The sequence below is a fragment of the Eubacterium segne genome (assembly GCF_014287775.1).
Lineage (GTDB): Bacteria > Bacillota > Clostridia > Lachnospirales > Lachnospiraceae > Eubacterium_G > Eubacterium_G segne.
On sequence record NZ_JACOOZ010000001.1, the window covers coordinates 353,345 to 376,094 of the forward strand.

The 22,750-nt window shown below is 38.5% G+C and carries 17 protein-coding genes; all 17 read right to left on the reverse strand.

Going from position 1 to position 22,750, the window contains the following annotated elements; all coding sequences use genetic code 11:
* Window positions 1-15 precede the first annotated feature (15 nt).
* The 17 genes from H8S00_RS01715 to H8S00_RS01790 all read right to left on the reverse strand — a co-directional run bounded on the left by H8S00_RS01715 (window position 16) and on the right by H8S00_RS01790 (window position 22,594).
* On the reverse strand, window positions 16-2,187 hold the full coding sequence (locus H8S00_RS01715; protein ID WP_186839856.1) for a zincin-like metallopeptidase domain-containing protein: 2,172 nt from the start codon (window positions 2,185-2,187) through the stop codon (window positions 16-18).
* A complete protein-coding gene (locus H8S00_RS13920) occupies window positions 2,171-2,305 on the reverse strand; it encodes a hypothetical protein (protein ID WP_279287334.1) in 135 nt (44 codons plus the stop codon). The genes H8S00_RS01715 and H8S00_RS13920 overlap by 17 nt, the downstream gene beginning before the upstream one ends.
* Window positions 2,302-3,876 carry a JAB domain-containing protein gene (locus H8S00_RS01720; protein WP_186839857.1) on the reverse strand — a complete coding sequence of 525 codons (1,575 nt, stop codon included), beginning with the start codon at window positions 3,874-3,876 and terminating at the stop codon, window positions 2,302-2,304. The genes H8S00_RS13920 and H8S00_RS01720 overlap by 4 nt, the downstream gene beginning before the upstream one ends.
* Before the next feature lie 199 nt (window positions 3,877-4,075).
* The gene (locus H8S00_RS01725) at window positions 4,076-5,515 is read right to left on the reverse strand and encodes a relaxase/mobilization nuclease domain-containing protein (protein WP_186839858.1); all 1,440 of its coding nucleotides are present in this window, start codon (window positions 5,513-5,515) and stop codon (window positions 4,076-4,078) included.
* A 1-nt stretch (window position 5,516) separates the two neighbouring features.
* Window positions 5,517-6,173, reverse strand: a complete 657-nt coding sequence (locus tag H8S00_RS01730) for a hypothetical protein (protein ID WP_186839859.1) — start codon at window positions 6,171-6,173, stop codon at window positions 5,517-5,519.
* A 521-nt stretch (window positions 6,174-6,694) separates the two neighbouring features.
* A complete protein-coding gene (locus tag H8S00_RS01735; RefSeq protein ID WP_186839860.1) occupies window positions 6,695-6,979 on the reverse strand; it encodes a hypothetical protein in 285 nt (94 codons plus the stop codon).
* A gap of 14 nt (window positions 6,980-6,993) precedes the next feature.
* Window positions 6,994-8,907, reverse strand: coding sequence for a fibronectin type III domain-containing protein (locus tag H8S00_RS01740; protein ID WP_186839861.1), 1,914 nt, complete (start codon window positions 8,905-8,907; stop codon window positions 6,994-6,996).
* 25 nt (window positions 8,908-8,932) lie between these two features.
* Entirely contained in the window at window positions 8,933-9,823 is an 891-nt protein-coding gene (locus tag H8S00_RS01745) for a hypothetical protein (RefSeq protein WP_186839862.1), read from the reverse strand.
* A 15-nt stretch (window positions 9,824-9,838) separates the two neighbouring features.
* Window positions 9,839-10,318, reverse strand: a complete 480-nt coding sequence (locus H8S00_RS01750) for a hypothetical protein (RefSeq protein ID WP_186839863.1) — start codon at window positions 10,316-10,318, stop codon at window positions 9,839-9,841.
* Between the two features lie 16 nt (window positions 10,319-10,334).
* Window positions 10,335-12,050 carry a lysozyme family protein gene (locus H8S00_RS01755; protein ID WP_186839864.1) on the reverse strand — a complete coding sequence of 572 codons (1,716 nt, stop codon included), beginning with the start codon at window positions 12,048-12,050 and terminating at the stop codon, window positions 10,335-10,337.
* Entirely contained in the window at window positions 12,034-14,436 is a 2,403-nt protein-coding gene (locus H8S00_RS01760) for a VirB4-like conjugal transfer ATPase, CD1110 family (RefSeq protein ID WP_186839865.1), read from the reverse strand. The genes H8S00_RS01755 and H8S00_RS01760 overlap by 17 nt, the downstream gene beginning before the upstream one ends.
* Complete coding sequence (locus H8S00_RS01765) at window positions 14,423-14,812, reverse strand: PrgI family protein (RefSeq protein WP_186839866.1); 390 nt, start codon at window positions 14,810-14,812, stop codon at window positions 14,423-14,425. Before H8S00_RS01765 ends, H8S00_RS01760 begins: the two co-directional genes overlap by 14 nt.
* Window positions 14,813-14,821: 9 nt before the next feature.
* Window positions 14,822-15,667 (reverse strand): hypothetical protein, encoded by an 846-nt coding sequence (locus H8S00_RS01770; protein ID WP_186839867.1) that lies wholly within the window; start codon window positions 15,665-15,667, stop codon window positions 14,822-14,824.
* Between the two features lie 14 nt (window positions 15,668-15,681).
* Window positions 15,682-15,999: a hypothetical protein gene (locus H8S00_RS01775; protein ID WP_186839868.1), complete on the reverse strand. Its 318-nt coding sequence runs from the start codon at window positions 15,997-15,999 to the stop codon at window positions 15,682-15,684.
* Between the two features lie 116 nt (window positions 16,000-16,115).
* Window positions 16,116-16,841 carry a class B sortase gene (gene srtB / locus H8S00_RS01780; RefSeq protein ID WP_186839869.1) on the reverse strand — a complete coding sequence of 242 codons (726 nt, stop codon included), beginning with the start codon at window positions 16,839-16,841 and terminating at the stop codon, window positions 16,116-16,118.
* The gene (locus tag H8S00_RS01785; RefSeq protein ID WP_186839870.1) at window positions 16,828-21,051 is read right to left on the reverse strand and encodes a SpaA isopeptide-forming pilin-related protein; all 4,224 of its coding nucleotides are present in this window, start codon (window positions 21,049-21,051) and stop codon (window positions 16,828-16,830) included. The genes srtB and H8S00_RS01785 overlap by 14 nt, the downstream gene beginning before the upstream one ends.
* Window positions 21,052-21,193: 142 nt before the next feature.
* The gene (locus H8S00_RS01790; RefSeq protein ID WP_186839871.1) at window positions 21,194-22,594 is read right to left on the reverse strand and encodes a transglutaminase family protein; all 1,401 of its coding nucleotides are present in this window, start codon (window positions 22,592-22,594) and stop codon (window positions 21,194-21,196) included.
* Window positions 22,595-22,750 lie beyond the last annotated feature (156 nt).

A 22,750-nucleotide genomic window follows, 5' to 3' on the forward strand; every position in this document is an offset into this window, starting at 1 on the left:
GCAGTCCCCTTTTTACTATCTGCTTATGTTCTTTTGTGGCTGCGGATTCTTTATTTCTTCTTTAAGCCCCATCATCTTAAGAGCCCTGTCATTTGATACGATATCCTCCGTCATGTTACACTGCTTCATTTTTCTTGCAGCTTCTTCGATTGAAATTTTTCCTGCCAGATAATCTTTCTTCAAGGTATTCATGACATTTGGAAGGTCATATGTCTTTTTGATTCTGTTACCATTACCTCTTACTTTGATAAAATAAGCAACTTTGTCAAAGAGATTACCAACATCAGCATTCCTGTCAATTTTAACTGCTTTGAGCGGTGGCTTTCCCACAGCCATCTCTTTCAAATCATCTGTAGAAACAACCACAAGGTTTTTTGTTTCATTTTTCAGGTATTTATTTACTTCTTCCCTTGAATTAAAAATCATATTGGTGTTTTCCGGATATTTTACAATGTTATTTTCCTTATCCAGATGAATTAATCTGTATCTCACATTTCCATTCGTGTCAGGATGAAATTCCTGCTCATAACTTACATGCTCATCTGTTGTCTGAATGGCCACATATATCGGATTGCCAATATTATCTGCAATTTTCGCACAATGATTAACATTATCATTAATCCTTTTAAGATTTTCCTGAATAGGAGTTAATTCCGGCTTATTTTTTACATTCTTGTCAATGGCTGCCTTCATTTCATTCACGTATTCATTCAGACTTGCAATCTTAGAGAAATGCTCCATAATGCCACCTTCATTATCACCAACATCCTGTCTCTCCGTTACAGTTCTTTCAGGACTGAAATATATGGTATATTTATTTTTTTCATATCCAATATACCTGTATTCCTCAGGATTTGTTGTGTTGTAAAAGTCATATTCTGTGTCATACTTTGCTTTTATTTTTTCTCGGGTTGTACAAAACTTATAATCCGTCGTTCTCATCAGGTCATCAAATTCCTTGATTGTGTAATATTTACCGTCATCGAATTCTTCAGACTCGCTCCATTCGCATTTAACAACCGGTGCGATATGCGGTAATGCCTGGGCAAATTGTGTCTTATCAATGTAGAACTTATTTCCTTCAGAATTCTGTACCTTCTGAGGTGTATTCAGTTCTACTATGACTCCTTTGTTGTCTGTCATGATTATTGGATTCATTTGACGGCTCATAAGTTCCTGTGCCAGAATTCCTGATATATTTACAAAATTTGTTTCCGGGAAAAGTGGCTGTTCCGATTTTTTTACATGCATATCATCATTGGTCATCGACAGCTGTTTATTAAATTCACCCTTTTCTATTAAGTAGTCTGATATTTTTTCAGCGTCTTTTATGGCGGTAAATAATTCATTTGGATCATTTTGCAATACCCCAATCCAATTCTTAACATATGCTTCATGATTTTCCATATAATCATTCTGACTATAATCAATTCCCAGGATTTGGGCAGTAAACGCAGATGCAATTTCTGCTCTTAGTTCTTCCCTCGCATATTTAGGGCTTCCAAAAACACCCTCCATGTCTCTGTTAAGGCGGCTTGTATGTCCGGTAGCATGGGCTGCTTCGTGAAGCAATGTTGCCATATAATCATATTCACTTTCAAACCGATTCACTTCCGGAAGGGTAATTCGGTCCAATACTTCTGTATAATATGCCCTGTCTCCACCTTCCTCGAATCCGACTTCCATGTTTTTTATCAGTGTGTCCTTCCTTAGCAAAAGTTCTTTAGTATTTAACTGATAAATTTTTTCTACATATGCCGGTATTCCTTCAATCTGTTCAGCATTAAATACTGTGTATGTATTGGATATCGGCTTAAATCTCTCCTTGAATTCTTCGTCTGTCATGCCATTGCCAATTACCTTTGCATCAGCATATGATACTTTTTTTCTGATTTCGGTGTCATATAGTGACCAAAATTCCACATGTACACCCTTTGATCCTTTCTTTATTTTCCAACCTGCGTCTGTTGCCTGTTTAAATGTACACCACCGCGGATCCTCATATCCGTTAATTGACTGAACGAATTCCAGCCAAAAAAAATTTAATCCCTGGTAACTCTTTTCAGAAACAGCATTTCTTGGATGTCCAACCGAACTCCATGATTTATGCCATGGTATTGTGTCCTTTTTTAGGCAGTCTACAAAATTTTGGATTATATCCTCACGCATTTTATTCATCTTTGTCATTGTATGTGCCTCCCAAAACATCATTCCATTCACATATTATCTGTTCCTCAATTTCGTCTTCCCTAACTTCATCATTAATTGATATCATGTCAAGTAATCTTTTCATTTCCTCTGTCATAATTTCATCTCCTTCCTTTTATCAGCAGAATTTATTATTTTTCCACATTTAGGTTCACTTTTTCCCAAATTTGTTTTTTGGTATAAATGGTCAAGTATTTCCTTGTCCTTTTTTAGTTTTATCAGTTCTTCCTGTAATCTGTTAATCTCACTGATTTCCACGGTGCATTCCCTAAGGTCTTTTGTCTCAATAATCTTATCGAAATTATCACCACAAACCTCATATATGATTTCATCAAGATTTGTTTTTGTTGCTGTAGGCTGCTCTAAAGTATCGTCAATTTTAACAAACTCTCCTGTATCATCCACTCCCAGGTTATAACCTTTGGCATCCATGTAACTCAGAATCAGTTCTGCCTCCTCATTTGTAAGGCTTGTTGTTATGTATGTGTTGTTGACCCAGTATGACATGTCTTCAGCCACAAGGAAAACCTTGATCTCACGAAGCAGCTCCTCACTTATGTCACTGAATTTTAATTTGCCTGTAAGTGGCACTACGTCATCAAACAGCTTTGTATTATCCATTTTCATGCTATAGTAATCATTCAGATTATTTCCGCCTATAATGATATGATCAAGCACATTTATTCCGATTAAACCAAAACTCTTTATGATACGCTCTGTTTCGGTATAGTCTTCCTTGCTCGGTTTGAGATTTCCGCTTGGATGATTGTGCAGAATAATAACACTTCCGGCATTAGACAGGATTGATGCCTTAAGCATTTCTCTCGGTTCAACAAGTGTCCTGTTAAGTGCTCCGGCTGAAGCTACCGAAAAGTTAATCGGTTTCAATGCGGAATCAAGATTAACTATGCATATCTGCTCTCTGTCTAATTTGGATAGCAGCTCCCTTCCCAGTATTCTTACTGCATCCTCTGGTGTTTTAATCTGTTCAGGTGAATACAGCGGTGTTTCATCCTGTAAGCGGACTGAAACCTGCTCCAGTTTAAAATCCTTATTTTTGTCACCGGTTATGTCCATTCTTACAAGCCTTTTGTTGAATTCTTTTTTTTTAACACGATTGACGCTTTTTATGATTTCCTTAACTATGTTCGTTTCTATCTGGGTCATTTCTTTCATGTCCCCGTCTTCATCAATTCCGTAATACCTGATAGTCTGTGGATATATTGTTTCTCTGACAACATCGTCTTTCTCATTATTTTCGGTTGAATAAACTTCTGCAACGAATTTGTTATAATCAAGCTCAATAAATCCTTCACTGTTCAAAATGTCTGCAAGATCAATCAGACTAATCGGCCGTATGCGTGAATCCCCGACACTCTTTACTGGCACTTGTGGGGAGGGGTCATCATCATAAAAGTCTGAATTTTGCATAAAGCATTCTGCTTCTTCCTTCGTATCAACAGTGCCTTTCCCCAGGATGTCCCAAAACATCTCCTCATTTTCAATCTGCCAGTTGTCCCTGTCAGCCGTCAATTCCTTATATATGGTATAATCTTCTTCCGTTATCTTCTCTCCGTAATCCCTGTTCACCTCGAATCCTTCAATAAAACTTTCCCTTTCCGACACAGTCATGTTGTCAATTTTTTTTCGCAATTCGTTAGTCATCATTCTTTCCTCCTAACCATACCGTAATTACCTTATCCTCTGATTTTTCAATAAGTTCAATTAATTCATTAATTGTTACATTCTCCATTTTGATACCTCCTGTTTTAAACATTAAAAAAAGACGGCAGTTTTTTTGCCATCTTCTACATTATTACAATTATATTATAACATCCTTAAAAACCCAGTAACAGGTTACATTTGGTTACATCTTTTTGTTTTTTTCTTCCCTGTCTGTCTGTTGTTCTCTTGATGCTTCCTGTTGTTTTTGTCTCCGTTCATCAAATTCTTTTCCTGATGAACGGGCAAGTCTTAATTCTTTTTTTATTCGGTGTTTTTCCCGCAGCATATCATTCATCCGGGTGTGATAGTCCATGTACACCTCACCAACGTAATTCTCTTCCAGCATTCTTTCAATCTCATCCAGCCGTTGCTGCTCGGATTCAGATATTTTTTCTTTTTCTTTTAAGGTTTTTAAGGTGACGGCTTCTTCATAAATTTCAAACAGCGAAAAGCTTCCGTCATCCCCCTTATTTAAAAAATCAGCATATTCCTTACGGCACTTTCTTATTGAAGAATTAACGTTCTTAAGTGCCATATTAAGGTCATCCATTACCGCATCCATATCTTCCGCTGTTCTGATTCCATGCTTCATCAGGAAACTGTACTGTAACATTGAACGGTTAATTGAATTAAGAATTCTTTCACTTTCCCATGATGAAGGCAATTTTCGGTTATAAAGCTTTGCCGCCTTATATATTTTCATTAAGGAATCTTTCTGGTATATTGACATTTTATCCCATCTGACAAAGCTGCTTACCCTGTTTTTGTAAAATGCATTACTGAAATAATATTCCTTAATTATTGGGACATGTATTTCATGCTGGTGCATTAATGATATTCTGCGGGATATGTCATACGGCTGACATTCCCTTGGGAGCTTATATGAACGTACAGCCTTACTTTTCCCCGGTGGCTTATATGCGATGTACGTTCCATATTTCTTTGAAAAGCCTTCCCTTATGCCATAGTCATATATCGTCTGCATCTTTTTTTTGAAGTCGTCATAATCTTCTGACATGCTAATGCATGATTTGATATCTTCCCTTATTTTTTTATTCCAGTCGATGTTTTTTTCTTCTTCGGCGGCAGAGACAAATTCCAGTTTGGATAATCCATATTTTTCGGCAATCTTGTCTGTAATCGGCTGTATGTATTTTTCCCAGTCTCCATCTTCATATCTGTATTTTTTTCCTGTAACCGAATTAACGGAGTTAAATATCAAATGTCCATGCATGTGTTCCTGGTCATCATGGACAGCATACACTGCATCATATTCATTTTTCAAATATTCCTCCATAAAGTCTGCCATGATGTTCATGCAAAGGTCAGCTGATACACTTTCTGACGGTGAAAACGAAATTACAAAATGATATCCCTGACGTCCGTCATACTTATCATGTATTTTCTTCGTGTCCATAAATTTGTTATATATCATTTCCTCGTCACGTCCACAGTTTCCGCCTATTAGTCTTTTATTCTGTGTTTTCTTTGGATTTGTAATGTAATAGATTGCATTATATAATCCTGCTGACATTTTTCCTTTTTTTCTCTGCTTGATGTGCATAAGCTTGGTAATTCCCATTTTAATCCTCCGTAATATCCATTGATATCTTCTTTTCGAGATATATCATTTCTGCAAGAAGTTCATCCACAACCCTTACCGCATTCACATATTTTTTTTCAACCATTTCAGAATACTTGAAGCATATCTGCTCGGCATTGGACTGTATCGGATATATCTGATTATGAAGTCTTGCAAGCATTACCTGTACATCCTTTTCGGTATACATTCTTGCATTTTCAAGACATCCGCGGATGCATTTGCTTACACTCTGTCTGTTCATTCCTGCACGATTTTTAATAATTGTATACAGTCTGTCATCAGCCGAAAAAGACATTCCCGTGTGTTTTCTTTTTTTCTCATATTTTATAACCGGTGATGAAGGTGGCTGTTTTTCCTTAATTATTTTGAGAATTTCCTTTAATAATTCTATTACATCCTTAAGTAGCAGTGGCAGTTCATCATCAACATCTACTGCCCCGTATGTATTATATATCCTTGCCTTATAATTTACTTTCAGTCCTATCTTTTTGATTTTTTCATCAATTATATTTTCAATCAGGCTGATGTTTTCATCTGATATGTCCGGCTGTTCGAGTTGCTCCCTTATGTAAGCTGCAGGTTTTTTTCCTTCTTTTAAGGTTTGCGCCAGCAGCTTTTCACGGAGTTCTGCTGACATCCGGATTTTGATTACATGCTTTTTCATTTTTTCCTTTCAAGTTCAGATGTATGCATTATGTATACATTTTCTTAATGCTTACATAATGCATACAATTTTTGCTGTTATTTGTATGCACAGTGCATACATTTTATAAATGTCTGCATTATGCATACACTTTTTTAATCCTTTTTTTCATTATTCATATGTTTGTATGCATAGTGCATACATTAATGTTTCATTTCTTTCATTTTTTGTTATTTGCATACATAATGCATACATTTTTTTCTTTTAAGGTTTTTTATGTATGCATTATGTATGCATTTTTTTCCTTTTGTTTGTCTTTTTAGTGGCAAGATACGCACTTTTTAGTACATTTTTGTTAAAAAAACAACAATGTATTAAAATGCGCACTTGTTAGGGAGAACCCTAATACCCCTTTATGTATGCACTATGCATACATCATATATATATTGCTTTGCCACTTAACACCTAAAAAAGAAAAAGCAGACACTTTTTACGTTGCCTGCTTTATATCCTTTTTACCGGTTAATATATTCATGCAGATGTGCAAGTATGGTATCCTCCACAAAATCTGCCCTCTTATCCATCATGCAATTATACAGGGCATCTATAATAGAATCACTTGCACATATGTATGTTGCCTCCTTAGGCGACATTTCCTCAAGATTTTCTGATATGACTTCATATATTTTTCGTTTGTCAATTATTTCAGATGCTTTTGAAAATATGTTTTCCCGGGAAGTACACATCATGTCCATTCTGAATCTGTCCCATTCATATTCCATGTGTTCTACAATATTCATTACTGTTCTCCTTCTTACTTGATTTTTTTCATCTTGCTATATGAACCGTATTTCGTTTTGCCGTTTACTTTTGTAAACGCCCTTACTTTTACATAGTAAGTGGCTTTTGACTTTTTTACCGTTACAGTCTTTGTTTTGTAAGATGTTTTTATCGTTTTTTTTCTTTTGAATTTTTTGTCGGTACTGATGACAATCTGAAATCCGGTTCCGTTATAACTACATGCTTTTCTGCACATTTTAACTGTAATCTTTTTTCCGGATTTTGATACCTTGTTAATTTGTGGTGTCTTGATTTTTATTTTTCCGGATTTCTGGTTAATGACGTAAGCATTAGAATAACTGCTGTATGCCTTTGCTCCTGTCTTGTCATTTTTATAAAAGGACCTTACATACAGGACATGCCTTAAGGATGACAAAGGAATGGACACCGAATCTGATGTTGTCGAAATAAGAAGTTTCTTACTATCTCCTTCACATACTTCATATCCACTGTACTTATCTCCCTCAATCTTGATCAGATAATATTTACCGGATTTCGTTACCGACCTGATTTTAGGAACGGACAATGCGAGCTTAACTGAATGGGCCTGTGAAAATTCGGACATTGTATCTTCATCGCGTCCCACAGCTCTTACCTTGTAATAATATATTTTGTTATAAATTAACTCATCGTCATTATCATCATAAAAACATTCTGCCGTGTCACCTATTTTTTCGTATGTTCCATTAGGGCTGTCTGACCTGTATATTCTGTACGCTGCCGCATCAGGGTTGCCGTCCCAGTATATTCTGACTGACTTTTTGTTTACCGAATGTCCTTTTACCGTTACACTTTTAAGTGCAGATACAGACAGGCTGACTGCTTTTGATATTTTTGCATATGCATCACCATTGTGCTGTGATACCTGACCTGATACTATACAGCTGAAAGTCAGGCGGATTGGAATACCGTTTGTCATGGAAAGAGGAGTAATGCTCCAGCTTCCATCCAGTTCCTTTACGTTTACCTTTGTTTCATCCTGAACGATGCATTCCTGTTCTGTCAGAATGTCACCTGACTGAAGATTGGTAACTGATGTATTTACGTCCTCTGGATTTCCAAGAATCATCGACATTGAATCCACTACCTTATTATTTTTAAATACTCTCATAACAGGCTTTGGATATATGTTAATCTTAATGATTCTCGCCGGTGAATAATGAACCGTTCCGTTTGATGATGTCCACTTGTATGATGCCCTTACATATGTTGTTGCACGTCCACCACTTTTTGAGGAAAAAGTCATAGTGCTTCCTGAAAGGTTTCCTGCATCAAGCCTGTTTGTTCCCTTATCAAGAGTCTCACCTTTTTCCTTGCATTCGTATATATGCAGGGAGGTCTTTACCGCTTTTTTTGCCGTGTCCTCCGATACGTCAGAAGGAGTAACTGTTCCATTTGATGATGTTACCTTGAAAGAGTTTCCTACATACAGGTAAACCTGCTGATTTAAAAAATTGTCATCATCAGCTGATGAATGAGATATGTTATTCTTAAGTCCCGGTGTAACACCCTTTTTAAAAACTCTTACCTTAACGGTTCTGACCCTGTCAGCATCCTTTTTTGAATTTAGTCTGTTGACATAGAATGTAGTAACCCCTTCATTTTTAGCTGTAATTGTGAAGTATTTTCTGTTCTTAACTGTTGCCGTATTCCATACTGCATCACACACCTTGACTCCTTTAGAATCATATCCTGTGCCTTTTAGGTTTGACGCATAAGTAAAAATGGGTTCGGTATTATCTGTTGTCTGCTTATATGTCTCACCTACTTCAAGATATACGGTCGTATATGCATATGCATATACTTTTGTCTGGCTCACTGTTGTAATGCCAATAAGCATTACAAACACAAAAAGTGGCAATAAGATAATTTTGTTTAATTTCTTCATTATACGTAATTCCTCCTTAATTGGCTTAGTTGGTCTGAATGGCAACCACTGCTCTGACTTTGAATTTACAATTTATGTATGTTACCTTAATGCCGACCCCGTATTTATGTCCGTTTCCTCTTAATGAATCTGCAAGCTTCTCGGCTGCAATTAATACATCATCAAGTGCTGATGAACGGGCTGTTGCTGTTGCCGTTCTTGATGTAACCTTAATTGTAGTATTCTCGCAAAGACGGTTTATTGTAATCTGCGCATCACTTTTATTATTGGCTGCCATGTATATTGCAAGGTTTCTCATGTTATCATTACGGTTCCCCGCAATTGCATTTTCAACCGTGTTAATGATTAGCTGCGTTGCATCATATCCCAGTTCACTTGTGTCCTGACGTTGTGCCGGAACAGTATTATTTATTGGTTTTTCTTTTTTCCTGGTTGGTCTTTCGGTTTTCCTTGTTTCCTGTACCCGTGTTTCAGGTATAACCTGAATATCTGAATGTTTAACTGTAACTTCAGGCTCCTGCCAAACCGGATATGTGGCTTGTTTTTTCTTTTTGCGTTTCTTCTTTACTGTTGTTGAAGTTTCCGTGGCTGTGGCTTTGGTCGTAACTATTACTGTACTCTCTTCTGTCTCCATTTCCGTGGTTACTTCCGTTTCATCGGCAACAGTTGTCATTTCTATGGTTTCTATGGTTGTTTTAACTTCATCTGTTAAATCACTGTCTGATGATTTTTTTAAGGCAATAACAACAATCACTACTATAATCAACACTATAATGCATATGAGTAACACCAGCATGTTCTTAACCCTGTCATCCATCTTTCTCTTGTTTTTTACCTTCTCGGATTTTGGAACGTGCCTTTCATATTCCTTTTTATCCTTCCATTCATAATATCTTTTTCTGATTCCTGATAACATGTTTCCATCTCCTTATCACCATATCTTAAAGTTAAACTCATGAGTATTCTTATGATATTCAACAACCATATACATGTCCTTTAAATCAATGCTTAGATGAAATGTCATTGTGAGTACGTCTGTCTTATTGTCTATGTCTGATTCCTCAAGTCTTAATTCTTCGCAATTCTGCAGTCCATACCCAAGAATGTTTTCATGAACTTTTTCATAGAATTCTTTTTCATCCGTACCAAGATATTTTTTGATTTTTTCATCAATGTTTGTAATGGCCACGTCCCTGTTCGTTGCCTCAATTTCATAATCATTCACGGTAGCTGCGACTGTGTCTGTGTCCATTGTGGTCGTGCTCTCCGTAATAGTTGTCCCAACGATTTTGGCTGTCTTTTCTTCTCCGGAAGACCTTCCTATCGACAAGCATATTGCCGTGATCAATACGACAATAAAGCATGCCGGAATTACTATCCATGTAATAATGAACCTTGTTTTTTCCTTCAATTTTTTCCTCCTGATCCTAATTATTGGTGTAGGTAAAATGCATGTAGTCACGGAAGTATCCGTCCCATGCTCCTCCCCAGAAAAATCCTGCATCAGCCCATATTTTAACAACATCAGATGTAATTGACATGGGGTCATGTCCCGGATTATATGAGCCTCCGGTGTAAGTTGCCGGATTACTGTTCCAGTTGATGTCTATGCAGCTTCCATAGCTGTGATAACTTTGTTTTGTTGCGTTGCTCGCCATCTGTCTCCAGCAATAAGCTGCTGTTGTTCCGGCATCAACCGGGAATCTGATTTTATACATTCCTTCAAAAGCCTGCCTGTATGCATTAACCAGCTTCTTATGCACAGTGATGTTCATGCTTGACTTCTGGCCCGCCTGTGTGTAAATCGGAACAGATATGGTCTGCATATAACTTCTTGCTGCTGTTTCAGTTGTTGGAATTCCTTCAGGAAACAGCCATTTTAATCTCTCTGTTACATTTATTCCCTTAACTTCCGCGGATGTTTTGGAACTTCCCGCCGGTGAATAATACCTAAGGACATGGTCCGTATAATATGCGTCACCATAAGCATATGGGCCAAGTATCTTTGCCGATGACCCGGTTCTTGTCTGGGATGCCATCTTTTTCTGATAAGAAAGGGCATTTTCCTGTGTCCAGCTTCCGTCTTTTCCGTCATTAATGTATGTGATATATCCGCCGCCGTAATTATATGCCTGCAATGCCACTCTGATGTGGGCTATGTCACCCGTTGATGATACATTTACTCTTTTATCAGTCATGTTTTTGCACATAATCTTTACTCCCTGACTGATTGATTCATCAACTGATATTGTGCCGGGTTTCAGCCCCAGACTTTCCGAAGCCCTGAATATGTCATTGCCCGTGCCTCCTGATTCCTGCTGTACTACAGCAAGCATCAGGTCAATGTATTCTTCCTTACCATATTTTTTCAGTTCATTAAGAATTTTATCCCGATACTGTAATACTGTTGCTGATACCTCATATGTACCGTATTCATCTGTCTGTTCCTCATTTAATGCAACACTTCCAAATATAATGGTAAGGATTACGACAAGAACAACAATGATAAGGATTACCGGAAGCATTATCGGAATTATTGCCATTACCATACTTGCAGCCGCAGCTGCAATTTGTGAAATTACATTTCCTGCAGATGCAGCAAGTTTACGTGAAGTGGATGACTGTACTGCCTTGCCTGCAGCATCTGCAGTGGCAGCCGACATTCTGCTTAAGTATTCCCTCTGTGCCTCTTCGATGCTGCGTTTTTCCTTCTTCTCGTATCTTGACTCAGCTTCCATCATTTTGTCTGCCTGCTGTGCAGCCACTTTTCTCATTTCCTCAAAACCCTCATTTACAAGTCGGGATTTTCCGGACGCACCGGAAATACCACCGGAGTTTTTTGTAAACAATTCATCAGTCTTTGCAGTAACTGTACCCTTTGCATTCGATGTCATCTTTTTTTCTTCGTTCATCATGGCATATTTTTTTTTCAGATTGTCTGCCATGTCTTCTGCTTTCATAAGCTCTGACACATCAACATGCTTTCGTTCAAGTTTTTTTATTATCTGCTTTACGACCTTTTTTCTTTTACGATCTGACATTTTCAGGAATGTTCTGCGATTTTTTGGCTTCATCAGGTCATATATCATGGCTTCCTCTTTTGTAAGTTTCTGCTTTTTATATGAATCAGACAGCAAAGACATCACCATCCCCGTTATCATTTTCATCGTGGAATGACGTGTTAAAAAGTTTGTACAGCTTACTGTCCCTGCTCATTATGTTATCAAACGGAACTATTTTCTTTCCAAATCTTATCAGTCCGGTTCCCGGATCAACACCATTCACATAATCCAGTTGTGCCTGGGAGACTTCAAAAATGTCGAAGAGATTGCCTTTATCGATTGACCCCTGTTCTAAAAGAAGGGTAAATTCAGAGTTGCCGATCATGGAAGCTGTTGATGCATTTTTTAATCCATCCATGATGAACTGTGTCATTCCGGTACAAAGACCTCCCTGCTTTCTTACTTCACGCCACAGGTCTTCAAGTGCCACCTGTGAATATTCATCCTTCCATAATTCGTGAACCTCATCAATGTATATCCATGTTGCCTTTTTATTATTGAAATTATATTTCAATCTGCTCTTTATTGCCTCAATGGATATGAGCATTGCCATCTTCTTAGTCTTTTTTCCCAGTTCCGAAAGTCCATATACTTCCAGCCTGTTATGCCTGATGTCCGTTTCCTGATGAGCAAATACATTAAGTGTTCCTGACGTGAATATTTCCATCTGTTCAGCCATGTCCCTTGAATATTTGTCATCCAGTTTTAAAAAACATTCCCTAAGATTAACCATGGTCGGGGACATCACGGATTCTCCGCATTTTCTTTTCTGGAAATATTCCTCATACATCATTTTCACAGCCTTGTCTATTGCATTTATATGTTTATTTGATAAGACATCAGGCTTAATTCCCTGCTCAAAAAGTGCATACGAAAACTCTGCCTTGTCAGCTATGAATTCCTCCATGTCTTCATCATTCACATATTCAGGAACATGATAAGGATTCTTATATATCTTGTTGTCAGAAGCCTTGTTAGTGAACTTGTAATAATTGCCGTTCCATTCCTGTGTTATGGGTTCATATTCTCCCATGGGATCAATTATGATAACATCATCATCCGTGTACGTTAACACCTGACCTATCTCGCCTTTGGCATCCAGCGATTTTCCGGCTCCGCTTTTTCCAAATATAAAGCCGTTTCCATTCTTTAACTTTTTTCGGTTACCGATGATGGCATTTTTTGATACCTGATTAATTCCGTAAAAAAAACCGTTCCTGTCATTAATTTCCGTAACATTAAACGGCGTTATACCGGACAGAGACGTTGTAAACATTGGCCTCATCGTGTTGACGAATCTTGCCGCTGTTGGAAGCACTGTATTAAAGGCATTAAGCTGCTGTACTATGTGCTCTTCTATTTCTAATGTAAATGTGTTTCCCACTGTCTTAACCTGTTCAACATAATTGTTAAGTTCATCCCTTGATTTTGCCATGACCGCAATTAATACGTCCACATAGAACATTTTTTCGTTGTCTGATCTTAATATGTCCATGGCATCCTCCAGTTCCTCAACTTCCTTTCTTTTGTTGTACGAAACATCTGATGAAAACGCTCCCATCTTGTTTTTTGTGATTTGTTGTCTGTCTATGCTTCCCTGGGCAGTCATGTACTTATCCTTAAGCATCTTTGCTGCATAGTCAGAACCTATAGGTTCAACGTCCATGGTAAGAATGAGAGGAATGGAAAGTGCCATCAGTTCCTGTATAAACGTATCCTTTAAACTTGAAGGATAATTTTTTATGAACAAAACAGACACATAGCTTTTACCAAAGTCAAATGTCAGATAATTTTCATGTTCCTTTATGGATATGTTAATAATGTCCCTTCTCCAGTCCCTTCTCTGGTTAAAGGCATCATCCCAGGAAAACTTAAATGTCTTTTCATCCCCAAACCTGTATATGTTATGCAAAAGTCTTAATCTCTGTGTTCCATTAAGTGGAAGCAGTCCACTTCCCATTGACTTAAAGCTCATTGCCAGCTGTCCTTCTATGGTGTTAAAGTATGCATTGGCACTGTCATAATCTGCCTTAAGACAGCTTATGATGATGTACCTTACCTGATTAATGCCCTTCTTGTTGTCTCCAACCTTCTGCAGATAATATTTATTAAACTCCACTGCAAGAGGTTCTTCCGTTTCCGAGCGTGCTTTCTCGAATATTGATGTGTTTAATTCCTCTACGCTTTCCGGTTCATTAGATACAATAATTTTAAATGAGACATTCATTGAATTAAGAAACTGCCTGAATCTGTCAAGAAGTATCTTTTTCTCGTCTTCGTCACGGGTATGATAATTAATATCTTCAAACATATATGCCTTGTCGTACAGCTTGACTACCGAGCTGCCGGCTTCAAGTTCAAATATTCCTTTTTCGCTTATTCTGTTGACAGGTATTATGTCTGTTATTGAGTTGGGGACCCTGTATATTTTTTCCGTCAGCCTCTTATACTGTTTAAATTTTGCCATTTTTTCTCCTTTTTTTTGTTTTATCCACTCTGTTTTCCTGTATTTCCTGTTCCAGTTTTTTTACCTTGTATTCCCTGATGTCCCTTTCACGGATAACCAGCGTTTTTCCAAATATGACTGATTTTTTTCTTTTAAGGTATTCCATGAAACTCATGCCGTTCTTATTGTAAAAGCCGTTTACGCCGATTAAGCAGGTAAATGGCATCATGACAAATGTTGACAGTGTTGCATTCCATTTAAGGTATAAAAGCAGAAACAGCATTACTGCTATTCCGGATGCAACGGCAATTCCGCCCCACTTAAGCTCCCTTCCGGAAAGCCCCTTCCAAACATCATCCTTGTATTCCTCATAATTTTCGTTTATCGGTGTATTCATTTTTTCCTCCTACAGATTAAATGCCTTTTTGATTACAACTTCAGAGCCCTTCAGTCCTGCAGTTATTGTAAGTATCTTTACTATTGCCTCAACAAGGACAAGATACTCTGATGATCCGCTGTCTGCTATGCTTGAGGCGGAAATAAACGCCGGAGCCACCGCAAGAACAACTCCCATGGCAACTATCTCAAAGGTATACAGCAGAAGGCTTTTTATGTATGAATAGCCTGTCTGGGACACCTGTCCTCCTGCAGCAAGGGTTGACAATGCTATTGTTGCAAAAGGAATGATGATGTACAGATTCAAAAACCTTCCAAGACATGTCCATATCATAAGTACACAGGCGGCAAGCACCACGATAAAAAATATGACTCCAAGCATGAAGCTGAATATGATGCTTGTTGAATCAGCCAGGCTTTGTGACAGTTTTTCCGAATCAAGTGCAATGCTTTCATATTTAGTGACCTGTAAAAGCTTAATGGCCCAGCCGCACATGTCGGGAAACCACAGTATTACATTTTCCAAAACCATCGCCGATATCGCCATTCTTATGTACATCTTAATTGTTGCCTCCACCTGAAGCTCATTTCTGATGTCAACGGCATCACGACAGTAACCATAAACGAAAAACACCACAAGAAGTGGTGCCCCAATTGCGGAGAACACATCATACAGATTTTTTACTACGTTCCATGCCTCTTCATATGTTCCTGTTGTGGGATTGACCCCGAGAAGGCTGTAAAGAATTCCAATGACCTGATTAAACATATCACATGCGATTTTAAATATGTGTTTTGAATGCAAGCCATCCACGATATCTGAAAGACCTATGGCAAAAATGTAATGATGTAACATTGTTACCACCTCCACTACTTAAAAAGGGCGACTATTGCTGATACTGCCATCATCATTATTCCTGCTATAACCTTCTTGATTCCGGCAAGCTGTTGGGTTGAATCCGTTGCTGACCATCCGGCTGCGAAATCCATTATTCCCATGATGAAAAATATTCCACCTATTCCTCCTGCAATTGCAAGAGCTATCTGTTCTATAATGTCAACACCTGATGTGACCTCTTTTACATCTGCTTTTTTTGCTGCAAACACGTTGCCTGCACTTACTAACGAAAGAACCATTCCTGATGTAATTGCAGCTCCTGCTTTTTTAACTTTGTTTTTTAAATTCATGTTTTGTATTTCCTTCCTTATATTTTCCTGTAAAGTAAAAGAGACTGTCCTCACGGGGCAGTCTCCATTTCTTTACAATTATATTTTATCACCTGCTTATCTATAATGACAGGTTATCATTGGTTACTCTTAATTCCTACTATAAGCATTTTATATCTTCCGTCATAGTCACAGGTTGACAATGTTATGAACTGCCCTTTGCCCGGATTATTTACCTTATCATTCAGGAAACGGTGAATACTGTTGGTTTCAAGATACCTTAGCTTGTCCTCATACCTGCTTTTTTTATCAAGACTTATGAATTCATACCATTTGTCTGCCGATGTTGTTCTCATAACCGATATTATTCTGTACTCGGACTTTCCATTTTCCGTATACAGGTATATCCTATCATTAGAAAATGAAAATTCACTGCTCTTATAGTTCATAAGAGTGCCAAACATACTGTCATCCCAGTGTCCCATGTTATGACCGTATATGATGACATTGTCTGTTTCATTAAGTTTTCTGTTATACATTCTCTGATCCATAAACACGGCTCCATACTGTGAATAGCTCCCATCTATGCCATGACTTAAGTAAAAACTGTTGTCTCTTGCCTTAACCACCGGATAGTCTACCTTGGTACCGGGGACCTTAATCCATGCAACAATGTCACCGTTGATTTTCTGAAGACCTGCAAAGTCAATGCCATTACCTTTCCTGTTGACGGCTTCCTGTCTCATGCCATTGTCACTTATGCGTTTCATTATTCCTTCAGACTGTTCATCAAGTATCATCAGACATCCTGAAGATATTAAAAGCAACATTATGACTATTCTTATTAACTTATGCTTCTTCACTATTTTTCCTTCTGTAAAGACCATATAAGCTTAAGGATAACAGACACATCATTCCTCCTGCAGCTGCAGCACTGTGTCCGTTGTCTCCACCTGTATCCGGTGCTGTCAGGTTTGTGTCATTAACAATCTCATAGGTAAGTTCGTAAAATCTGTATGTCTTAGTCTCTTCATCCCAGACTGCCCTTGACAGGTCTGCATCATATCTGTCTGCTTCTTCCTTTGTAAGCTGCATTGGAATGTTAATTTCAACCGGTTCCTTAAGTAATGTATGCCCGTCCTTTGTTTTTTCTTCCGTAAGGACATATTTTTGCGGCTTTAGAGTATTGTTTCCATCTTTGTCCTTTCCAAATGTAACACTTCCTGTCTCGTCAGTATCACCGTAAAGAATGCTTCCGTCGGCTCCCTCAAGTTTGAATCTTGCTCCACTGATTATGTTTCCGGTACCGTCCTTCTTTTTAATTGTAATGCTTCCTGCATAATCATCCTTCATTACAACCTTCTGTATTTCTGCCTTTTCTTCAACGTTAAATGTAATGCTTTCCGCAAGAACATAGGAAAGAGGCGCTGTTTTCTCAACAAGCTTATATGTGCCGGCCGGTATTTTTTTAATTACATGAGGTGTGGTTGTTGAAATCCATGAATCATACAGCGTTTCCCTTCCATCCTTAATCTGATAGAGATACAGATGCGCTCCCGGAAGTTCATCACTTGATGCGACTGCCTGTTTGGAGATTTCAACGGTAATGCATTCATCAAGCATATCAACATACGTAATACTTTCCGTATCTGAAAGTCTGAATTTAACGCTTTCTCCTTTTACATATCCTTCCGGTGCTTCATCTTCCACATACATATAATCAACACCCTGTTCAAGTTTCTTAATAAGATGTGCCTCACCTGTTCCTTCCCAGCTTTCAATGACATTTCCGTCCATGTCTTCCACATGGAACTTACCGCCTGAAATAAGTTCTCCGGTATTCCTGTCCTTCTTTGTAAGATATGTTTCGGTCGGTTTGTCACTGAATGTAATGTTAATAACAACGTCCCTTGTATTCTCGTCATAGTCAAACTGCTTATTCGGGTCATCAGGATAATAATCCTCTTCATCATCAACAGTAAACTTAACCGGTGTGTCATTTAGCAGATATCCTTTTGGTGGAACAATCTCTTCTAACTGATAATGTCCGCATGACAGTACATTTGGCAGGTTCATTTCACCGTTTTTATCAGTATAGAACGTGTCTGTAATTTCAGACTTAATCAGTTCATGAGGTGCACCCTCAACCTCCGGTTCGCTGTATGTATCAACTGTCTGTTTAACGTATTCATTGGTGTCTAAGTTCTTTACTTTAAAGGCAACTCCTTCCTGTGGAATGTTTTTACCTGTATCTGAGTCAACCTTTACGGCACGTACCCTTGCCTCAAATTCCTTATCCCTTACCTCGATTTCATAAGACACACTGTTATCAAGGGTATTTCTGTCTATGTATATGTACTGCGGCTCAGCTACCATGTAGTTCTTTGGTGCCCTTGTCTCAACCAAAACATATCCGCCCGCTTCAAGTATCTTTGGAACGGTCGCATTTCCCTTATCATCCGTTACAATGTTATCACTTACCGGAGTGATTGTTGAGTAATCAAAGTCTATGTAATTCTCATTTGTAAGCTTACTGTAATCAACCTCGCTTCCGACTCCATCATCTGCTCCCACATCCGAGTCTCCATCAGATATTATTTTTTCAACCCTGTATAAGGCAAACACTGCTCCGGGAAGGGCAACGGACTCCTTTCCGGTTCTGCTTACGGATACCTTATGAATGTTAAGGTCAAGTGTGGCCTTTTCATTTCCTATCTCGTATGTCTTCTCAAAGGCATTATCCATTGAACTCATTGTATACTTTGCTTCCTTTGCACCCACATGGATTTTCTGTATGTTATCAAACGGAAGTCTGTATCCTTCAGGTGCATTGGTTTCCACTAACATGTAGTAATGTTCTGAAAGTATTACGCCGTTTTCCCTGTATACATCACCGTACCAATCTCCAAACTCATCCTTTTCACCAACAAGACGTCCAAATGTAAACTCCCCTTTTGCGTCAGTTTCTCCCTTTGCCGTGAGTGTTGCCCCGGTTTCATCGCTTGGGATATATCCTACCATGTCGTAGTTATCCTTTGAAACCTCCCAGAGCTCAAATGTTGCTCCTGAAAGCGGTTCATTTGAGACAGAGTCTTTCTTTTTGACTGTAATGCTTCCCTCTGACAGGTCGTTGTCAACCGTTATCGGCTCCACATAGTTCTGCCTTTTGACTTCCTCACCATAATTATTAATAATCTTTATTGTTCCATCCTTTAAAAGTGTAAACACGATTGTGTAATTCACACCTGCCTTGTCAAAGTCCTCCAGTGTCTTAAGGCTCTCTCCTGCGCCATGACCCAGTCCCCAGCTACCTCCGCTTGTTGTACATCCGGCCGGTCTTTTTGTCTCACGTATCATATATGTCCTGTTGGTTTCAAGCTTTTCTGTCTGATACGTGTTTGTAAGGTTTCCGTTTTTATCCTTTAACTGTTCAATTGCCACCTTGTCTCCAAAGTACATTGTACCCCTTATGCTGTCCGGAATGTTTCCGTCATACGGGTAATAGAAATCCTTTCCGTCACTTTTTCTCGTGTACTTGTATGTCCATATGGTAAACCCTGCATCATAAATTGGTGTTCCGGTTTCCCTGTTGATTTTTTCAAGTCTTACCGGATATTTATCTGACTGTTTATCACTCGGATCATCAAACGTAAGCCTCATTGTCTGTCCTGCCCGGGTAATTCCTTTTCCTGACTTAATGCTGAAGAGCTTTGATTCCTTACTGTTAATGTGTCCGTCCGGTGCCTTTGTTTCCACTATCTTGAACTTTCCAAGGTTCTTTGCAGTGTAATAAAGGCTTTCACTGGTGACTGTTCCGTCACTTCCGGATGTTATTGGATTGGTAACCGCATTACCTAAGTTGTTATTAGCTGCCACCTTAGTGTCATACTTTCCGGTATCGGCATTGAATGCATATATGGTAAACTCTGCGCCCTTAAGTTTCTTTGCCGTTCCCGTTTCTTCCTTTACCACTGTTACATCAACGTATGGAATGTGGTCTTCGAGCTGTTTAAGACACAGCTTTGCAAGGTTTCCCATGGTGACAAGCCATGACGGTTTTAAACCCTTGACACCGTCTTTTGTGAGCGACAGTGTTCCACCGCCTGCTCCGTCCTTAATCTTTCCCCAGTCTATTGTAAACTCTGCCGGGGCATTGCCTGCATTGGATGTTGTTCCCGACACGTTTACTGTTTCATACATGTAATACTTAACGCTGCCGTCATAGTTTCCGTCCCTTGACAGGGTGATTGTGTCCACTCCGTGTTTATCAAGGACAAAGGTTCCCACTTTCTTTCCGTTTTTTGAATCCTCGTGGATTTCATACTTTGTTCCTGCAAGGGACAGACCTGAGTTTTTGATGTCCAGGTTCTTATCAATCTTAATCTTTACCGTCTTGTCTGAATACACGTTTCCGGTAAGCATTGTCTGTGAGGCATTTGCCGTCCACTTAAGCAGTGCAACCTTGTTGTTGTATGTTCCCTTTGCACCTTCCTTTATGTAAGCAAAGGCCGTGTTATACACCATTTCTGCCTTGGCATCATCAAATCCCACAAGGCTCTTCATTGAGGAGATAAAGCCCTCCTTAAATCCGTTTCCGTCATATGCCGATGCTGCAAAATTTCCTGAATGGATTCTTTCGAGGATGACTGTTCTCCACACAAAAAGCTGTGTGGCAAACCTTGCCGCATTGGTTCGGTATTCGTTTACATGGTCGTAATAAAAAGCCATAAGTGCCTTATAATATTTTATGCCATATCCTGATGTGTAGTCTGCTGACGTGTAGGCATTTTCCTTTCCTGTTTCAGATACTCCCGGCGAAAGACAGAAGCCTGTTCTTCTTGCTCCGCCGCTTGTCATGTCATCAGCCTCAATTACGGTTGCCCCGGTTGATGCCTTAAGTCCCGAAAGTCTCATGTAGTTTCCATGTGTAAGTGTTCCCTTGTGGACTCCCGATACCGGAAAGCTTCCTGAAGCTTCAACCGTTTTTCCCGGATGTCCTGAATAGTTAAACATTGACAGTGCCATTATTACTACCAGCACCATCGAGATAATCTTTTTACCCCTTCTTTTCATTTTCTTTTTCCTCCTAGTATTCTTAATTTAAAATTTTCTAAACCTTTTGTTTCTGCTCCTTTCCCTAAATTTGTATATAAAAAAACACAACCCATACCCAAACGTATGAATTGTGTTTTTTATATTTTATGTGTTATAAAGCTTATTCAGGGAGGTTATAAAGTTCATCATCTGTAAATGACTGACCTGTAATTCCCTCCTTTTTGCATCTTTGATAATGATTTATTGTATCTATCGGATGTGTACTGATATATTCATCCGTCCAGTAATCCTTATCCAGATGATTAATTAAACTATCATCAATGTAATCATATCCCATAAAAAAAGAGTATGTTATTCCTTTACCATTTCTTCCCACGGCTGCATCCGTAATATCGACCACATACCAGTAATCACCAAGCTTAATCAGGTTCCACGCATGATTTCCAATTTTGTCTGCCAGCACATAGTCACACTCAATTCCAACGTATCTGCATAACACGGCATATGTTTTTGAGTACCCTCCACATACGGTTTTTTTATTAAACAGTGTACCGTAAAGGTGCTGCTCATGACCTGGAAGATAATAGTCAATGTTCTTTGCAAGATATCTTCCAAGTCTATATGCCTTTTCCTCATCTATCATGTCATCCTTTATGTGTGTAACCTCAACTATTCTCTGCATCTCTGCGAGAAGTTCCTTATACTCCCTTTCATTGTACCAGTCAACCAGACTCCAGTAAGGAGATGTAATAAAACCATACTGGTAGCTGTCGCATTCTCTATATATCGTATAATCATTTAACTTATATGCTGTGCCTCTGTAGGTATCCGATTTTTCAATCTGACCTAAAAACCTGTCAATGTTATCCTCTCTCCAGTCCACATCCTGCGTTGGCTTTTTAGTGTTATCTTTTTTTACACCTGGCTTGTTACCCTTGCCGTTATCACTTTGGGCATCATCAGGTGTAATACCATTTGAACTGATCTTTTTTCTGTTATTGTATAATGTAAGCGTAACTTTCTTAATTGAATCTACACCTGAAGCAACATTTATTGTCTTTGTCTTTTGAATGTTATTTTCCTTTTGATTTTTGCCATTGTTTCCTGTAATGTCCACATTCAGCCTATAACCTGCCTTACAGTGAACCGTTATTTTTCTGTCATTGGTCTTGTAGGCTTTTACAACTGCCTTTTCTGATTTGTAGCCATCTTTCTGCCACCACAATGTCCGTTTAACCTGTTTGGTAACTGATGCGTATTTCTTACGGGATTTTTTAATCTTCACTGTAATTTTATCACCTTGGTTCCGGGTTCCTATTTTCACTGAAAAACTTTTTCTGTAATGTGTCTTGTTGTGAAGAACTTTCGAACCCTGCTTGATGACAAGTCTGTATTTTTTAAGATTGCATCGTCCTTTTACATACTTATTATAATCTGCATATATGTTATCAACTTTCAATTTCTGCGATTTCTGTTTTGCCTGAACTCCACTTCCACAAAACGTTGTTACCATTAATGCAAGAGCAAGTGTTACCATTAGTTTTTTTACTGTTTTCTTCATGCCTTAACCTCCCAAAACATGATTTGCAATTTCAGATGTATGTGTTATAATGAACTTAAGCAAAGGACTGAAAGCTAGATAAAGTCTAGCCGCCGGTTGATTGTGTGTTATAAAAATAACGTCCTAATCAATTGTCAAGCAAGGGCGTTATTTTTT

Coding starts and splice junctions, on each gene's coding strand:
- H8S00_RS01760 (WP_186839865.1), bottom strand. CDS start 14,436: ATGGCAAAATTTAAACAGTATAAGAGGCTGACGGAAAAAATATACAGG.
- H8S00_RS01785 (WP_186839870.1), bottom strand. CDS start 21,051: ATGAAAAGAAGGGGTAAAAAGATTATCTCGATGGTGCTGGTAGTAATA.
- H8S00_RS01765 (WP_186839866.1), bottom strand. CDS start 14,812: ATGAATACACCGATAAACGAAAATTATGAGGAATACAAGGATGATGTT.
- H8S00_RS01745 (WP_186839862.1), bottom strand. CDS start 9,823: ATGTTATCAGGAATCAGAAAAAGATATTATGAATGGAAGGATAAAAAG.
- H8S00_RS01715 (WP_186839856.1), bottom strand. CDS start 2,187: ATGACAAAGATGAATAAAATGCGTGAGGATATAATCCAAAATTTTGTA.
- H8S00_RS01725 (WP_186839858.1), bottom strand. CDS start 5,515: ATGGGAATTACCAAGCTTATGCACATCAAGCAGAGAAAAAAAGGAAAA.
- H8S00_RS01775 (WP_186839868.1), bottom strand. CDS start 15,999: ATGAATTTAAAAAACAAAGTTAAAAAAGCAGGAGCTGCAATTACATCA.
- H8S00_RS13920 (WP_279287334.1), bottom strand. CDS start 2,305: ATGACAGAGGAAATGAAAAGATTACTTGACATGATATCAATTAATGAT.
- H8S00_RS01735 (WP_186839860.1), bottom strand. CDS start 6,979: ATGAATATTGTAGAACACATGGAATATGAATGGGACAGATTCAGAATG.
- H8S00_RS01720 (WP_186839857.1), bottom strand. CDS start 3,876: ATGATGACTAACGAATTGCGAAAAAAAATTGACAACATGACTGTGTCG.
- H8S00_RS01755 (WP_186839864.1), bottom strand. CDS start 12,050: ATGTCTTTGCTGTCTGATTCATATAAAAAGCAGAAACTTACAAAAGAG.
- H8S00_RS01770 (WP_186839867.1), bottom strand. CDS start 15,667: ATGTTACATCATTACATTTTTGCCATAGGTCTTTCAGATATCGTGGAT.
- H8S00_RS01730 (WP_186839859.1), bottom strand. CDS start 6,173: ATGTCAGCAGAACTCCGTGAAAAGCTGCTGGCGCAAACCTTAAAAGAA.
- H8S00_RS01740 (WP_186839861.1), bottom strand. CDS start 8,907: ATGAAGAAATTAAACAAAATTATCTTATTGCCACTTTTTGTGTTTGTA.
- H8S00_RS01790 (WP_186839871.1), bottom strand. CDS start 22,594: ATGAAGAAAACAGTAAAAAAACTAATGGTAACACTTGCTCTTGCATTA.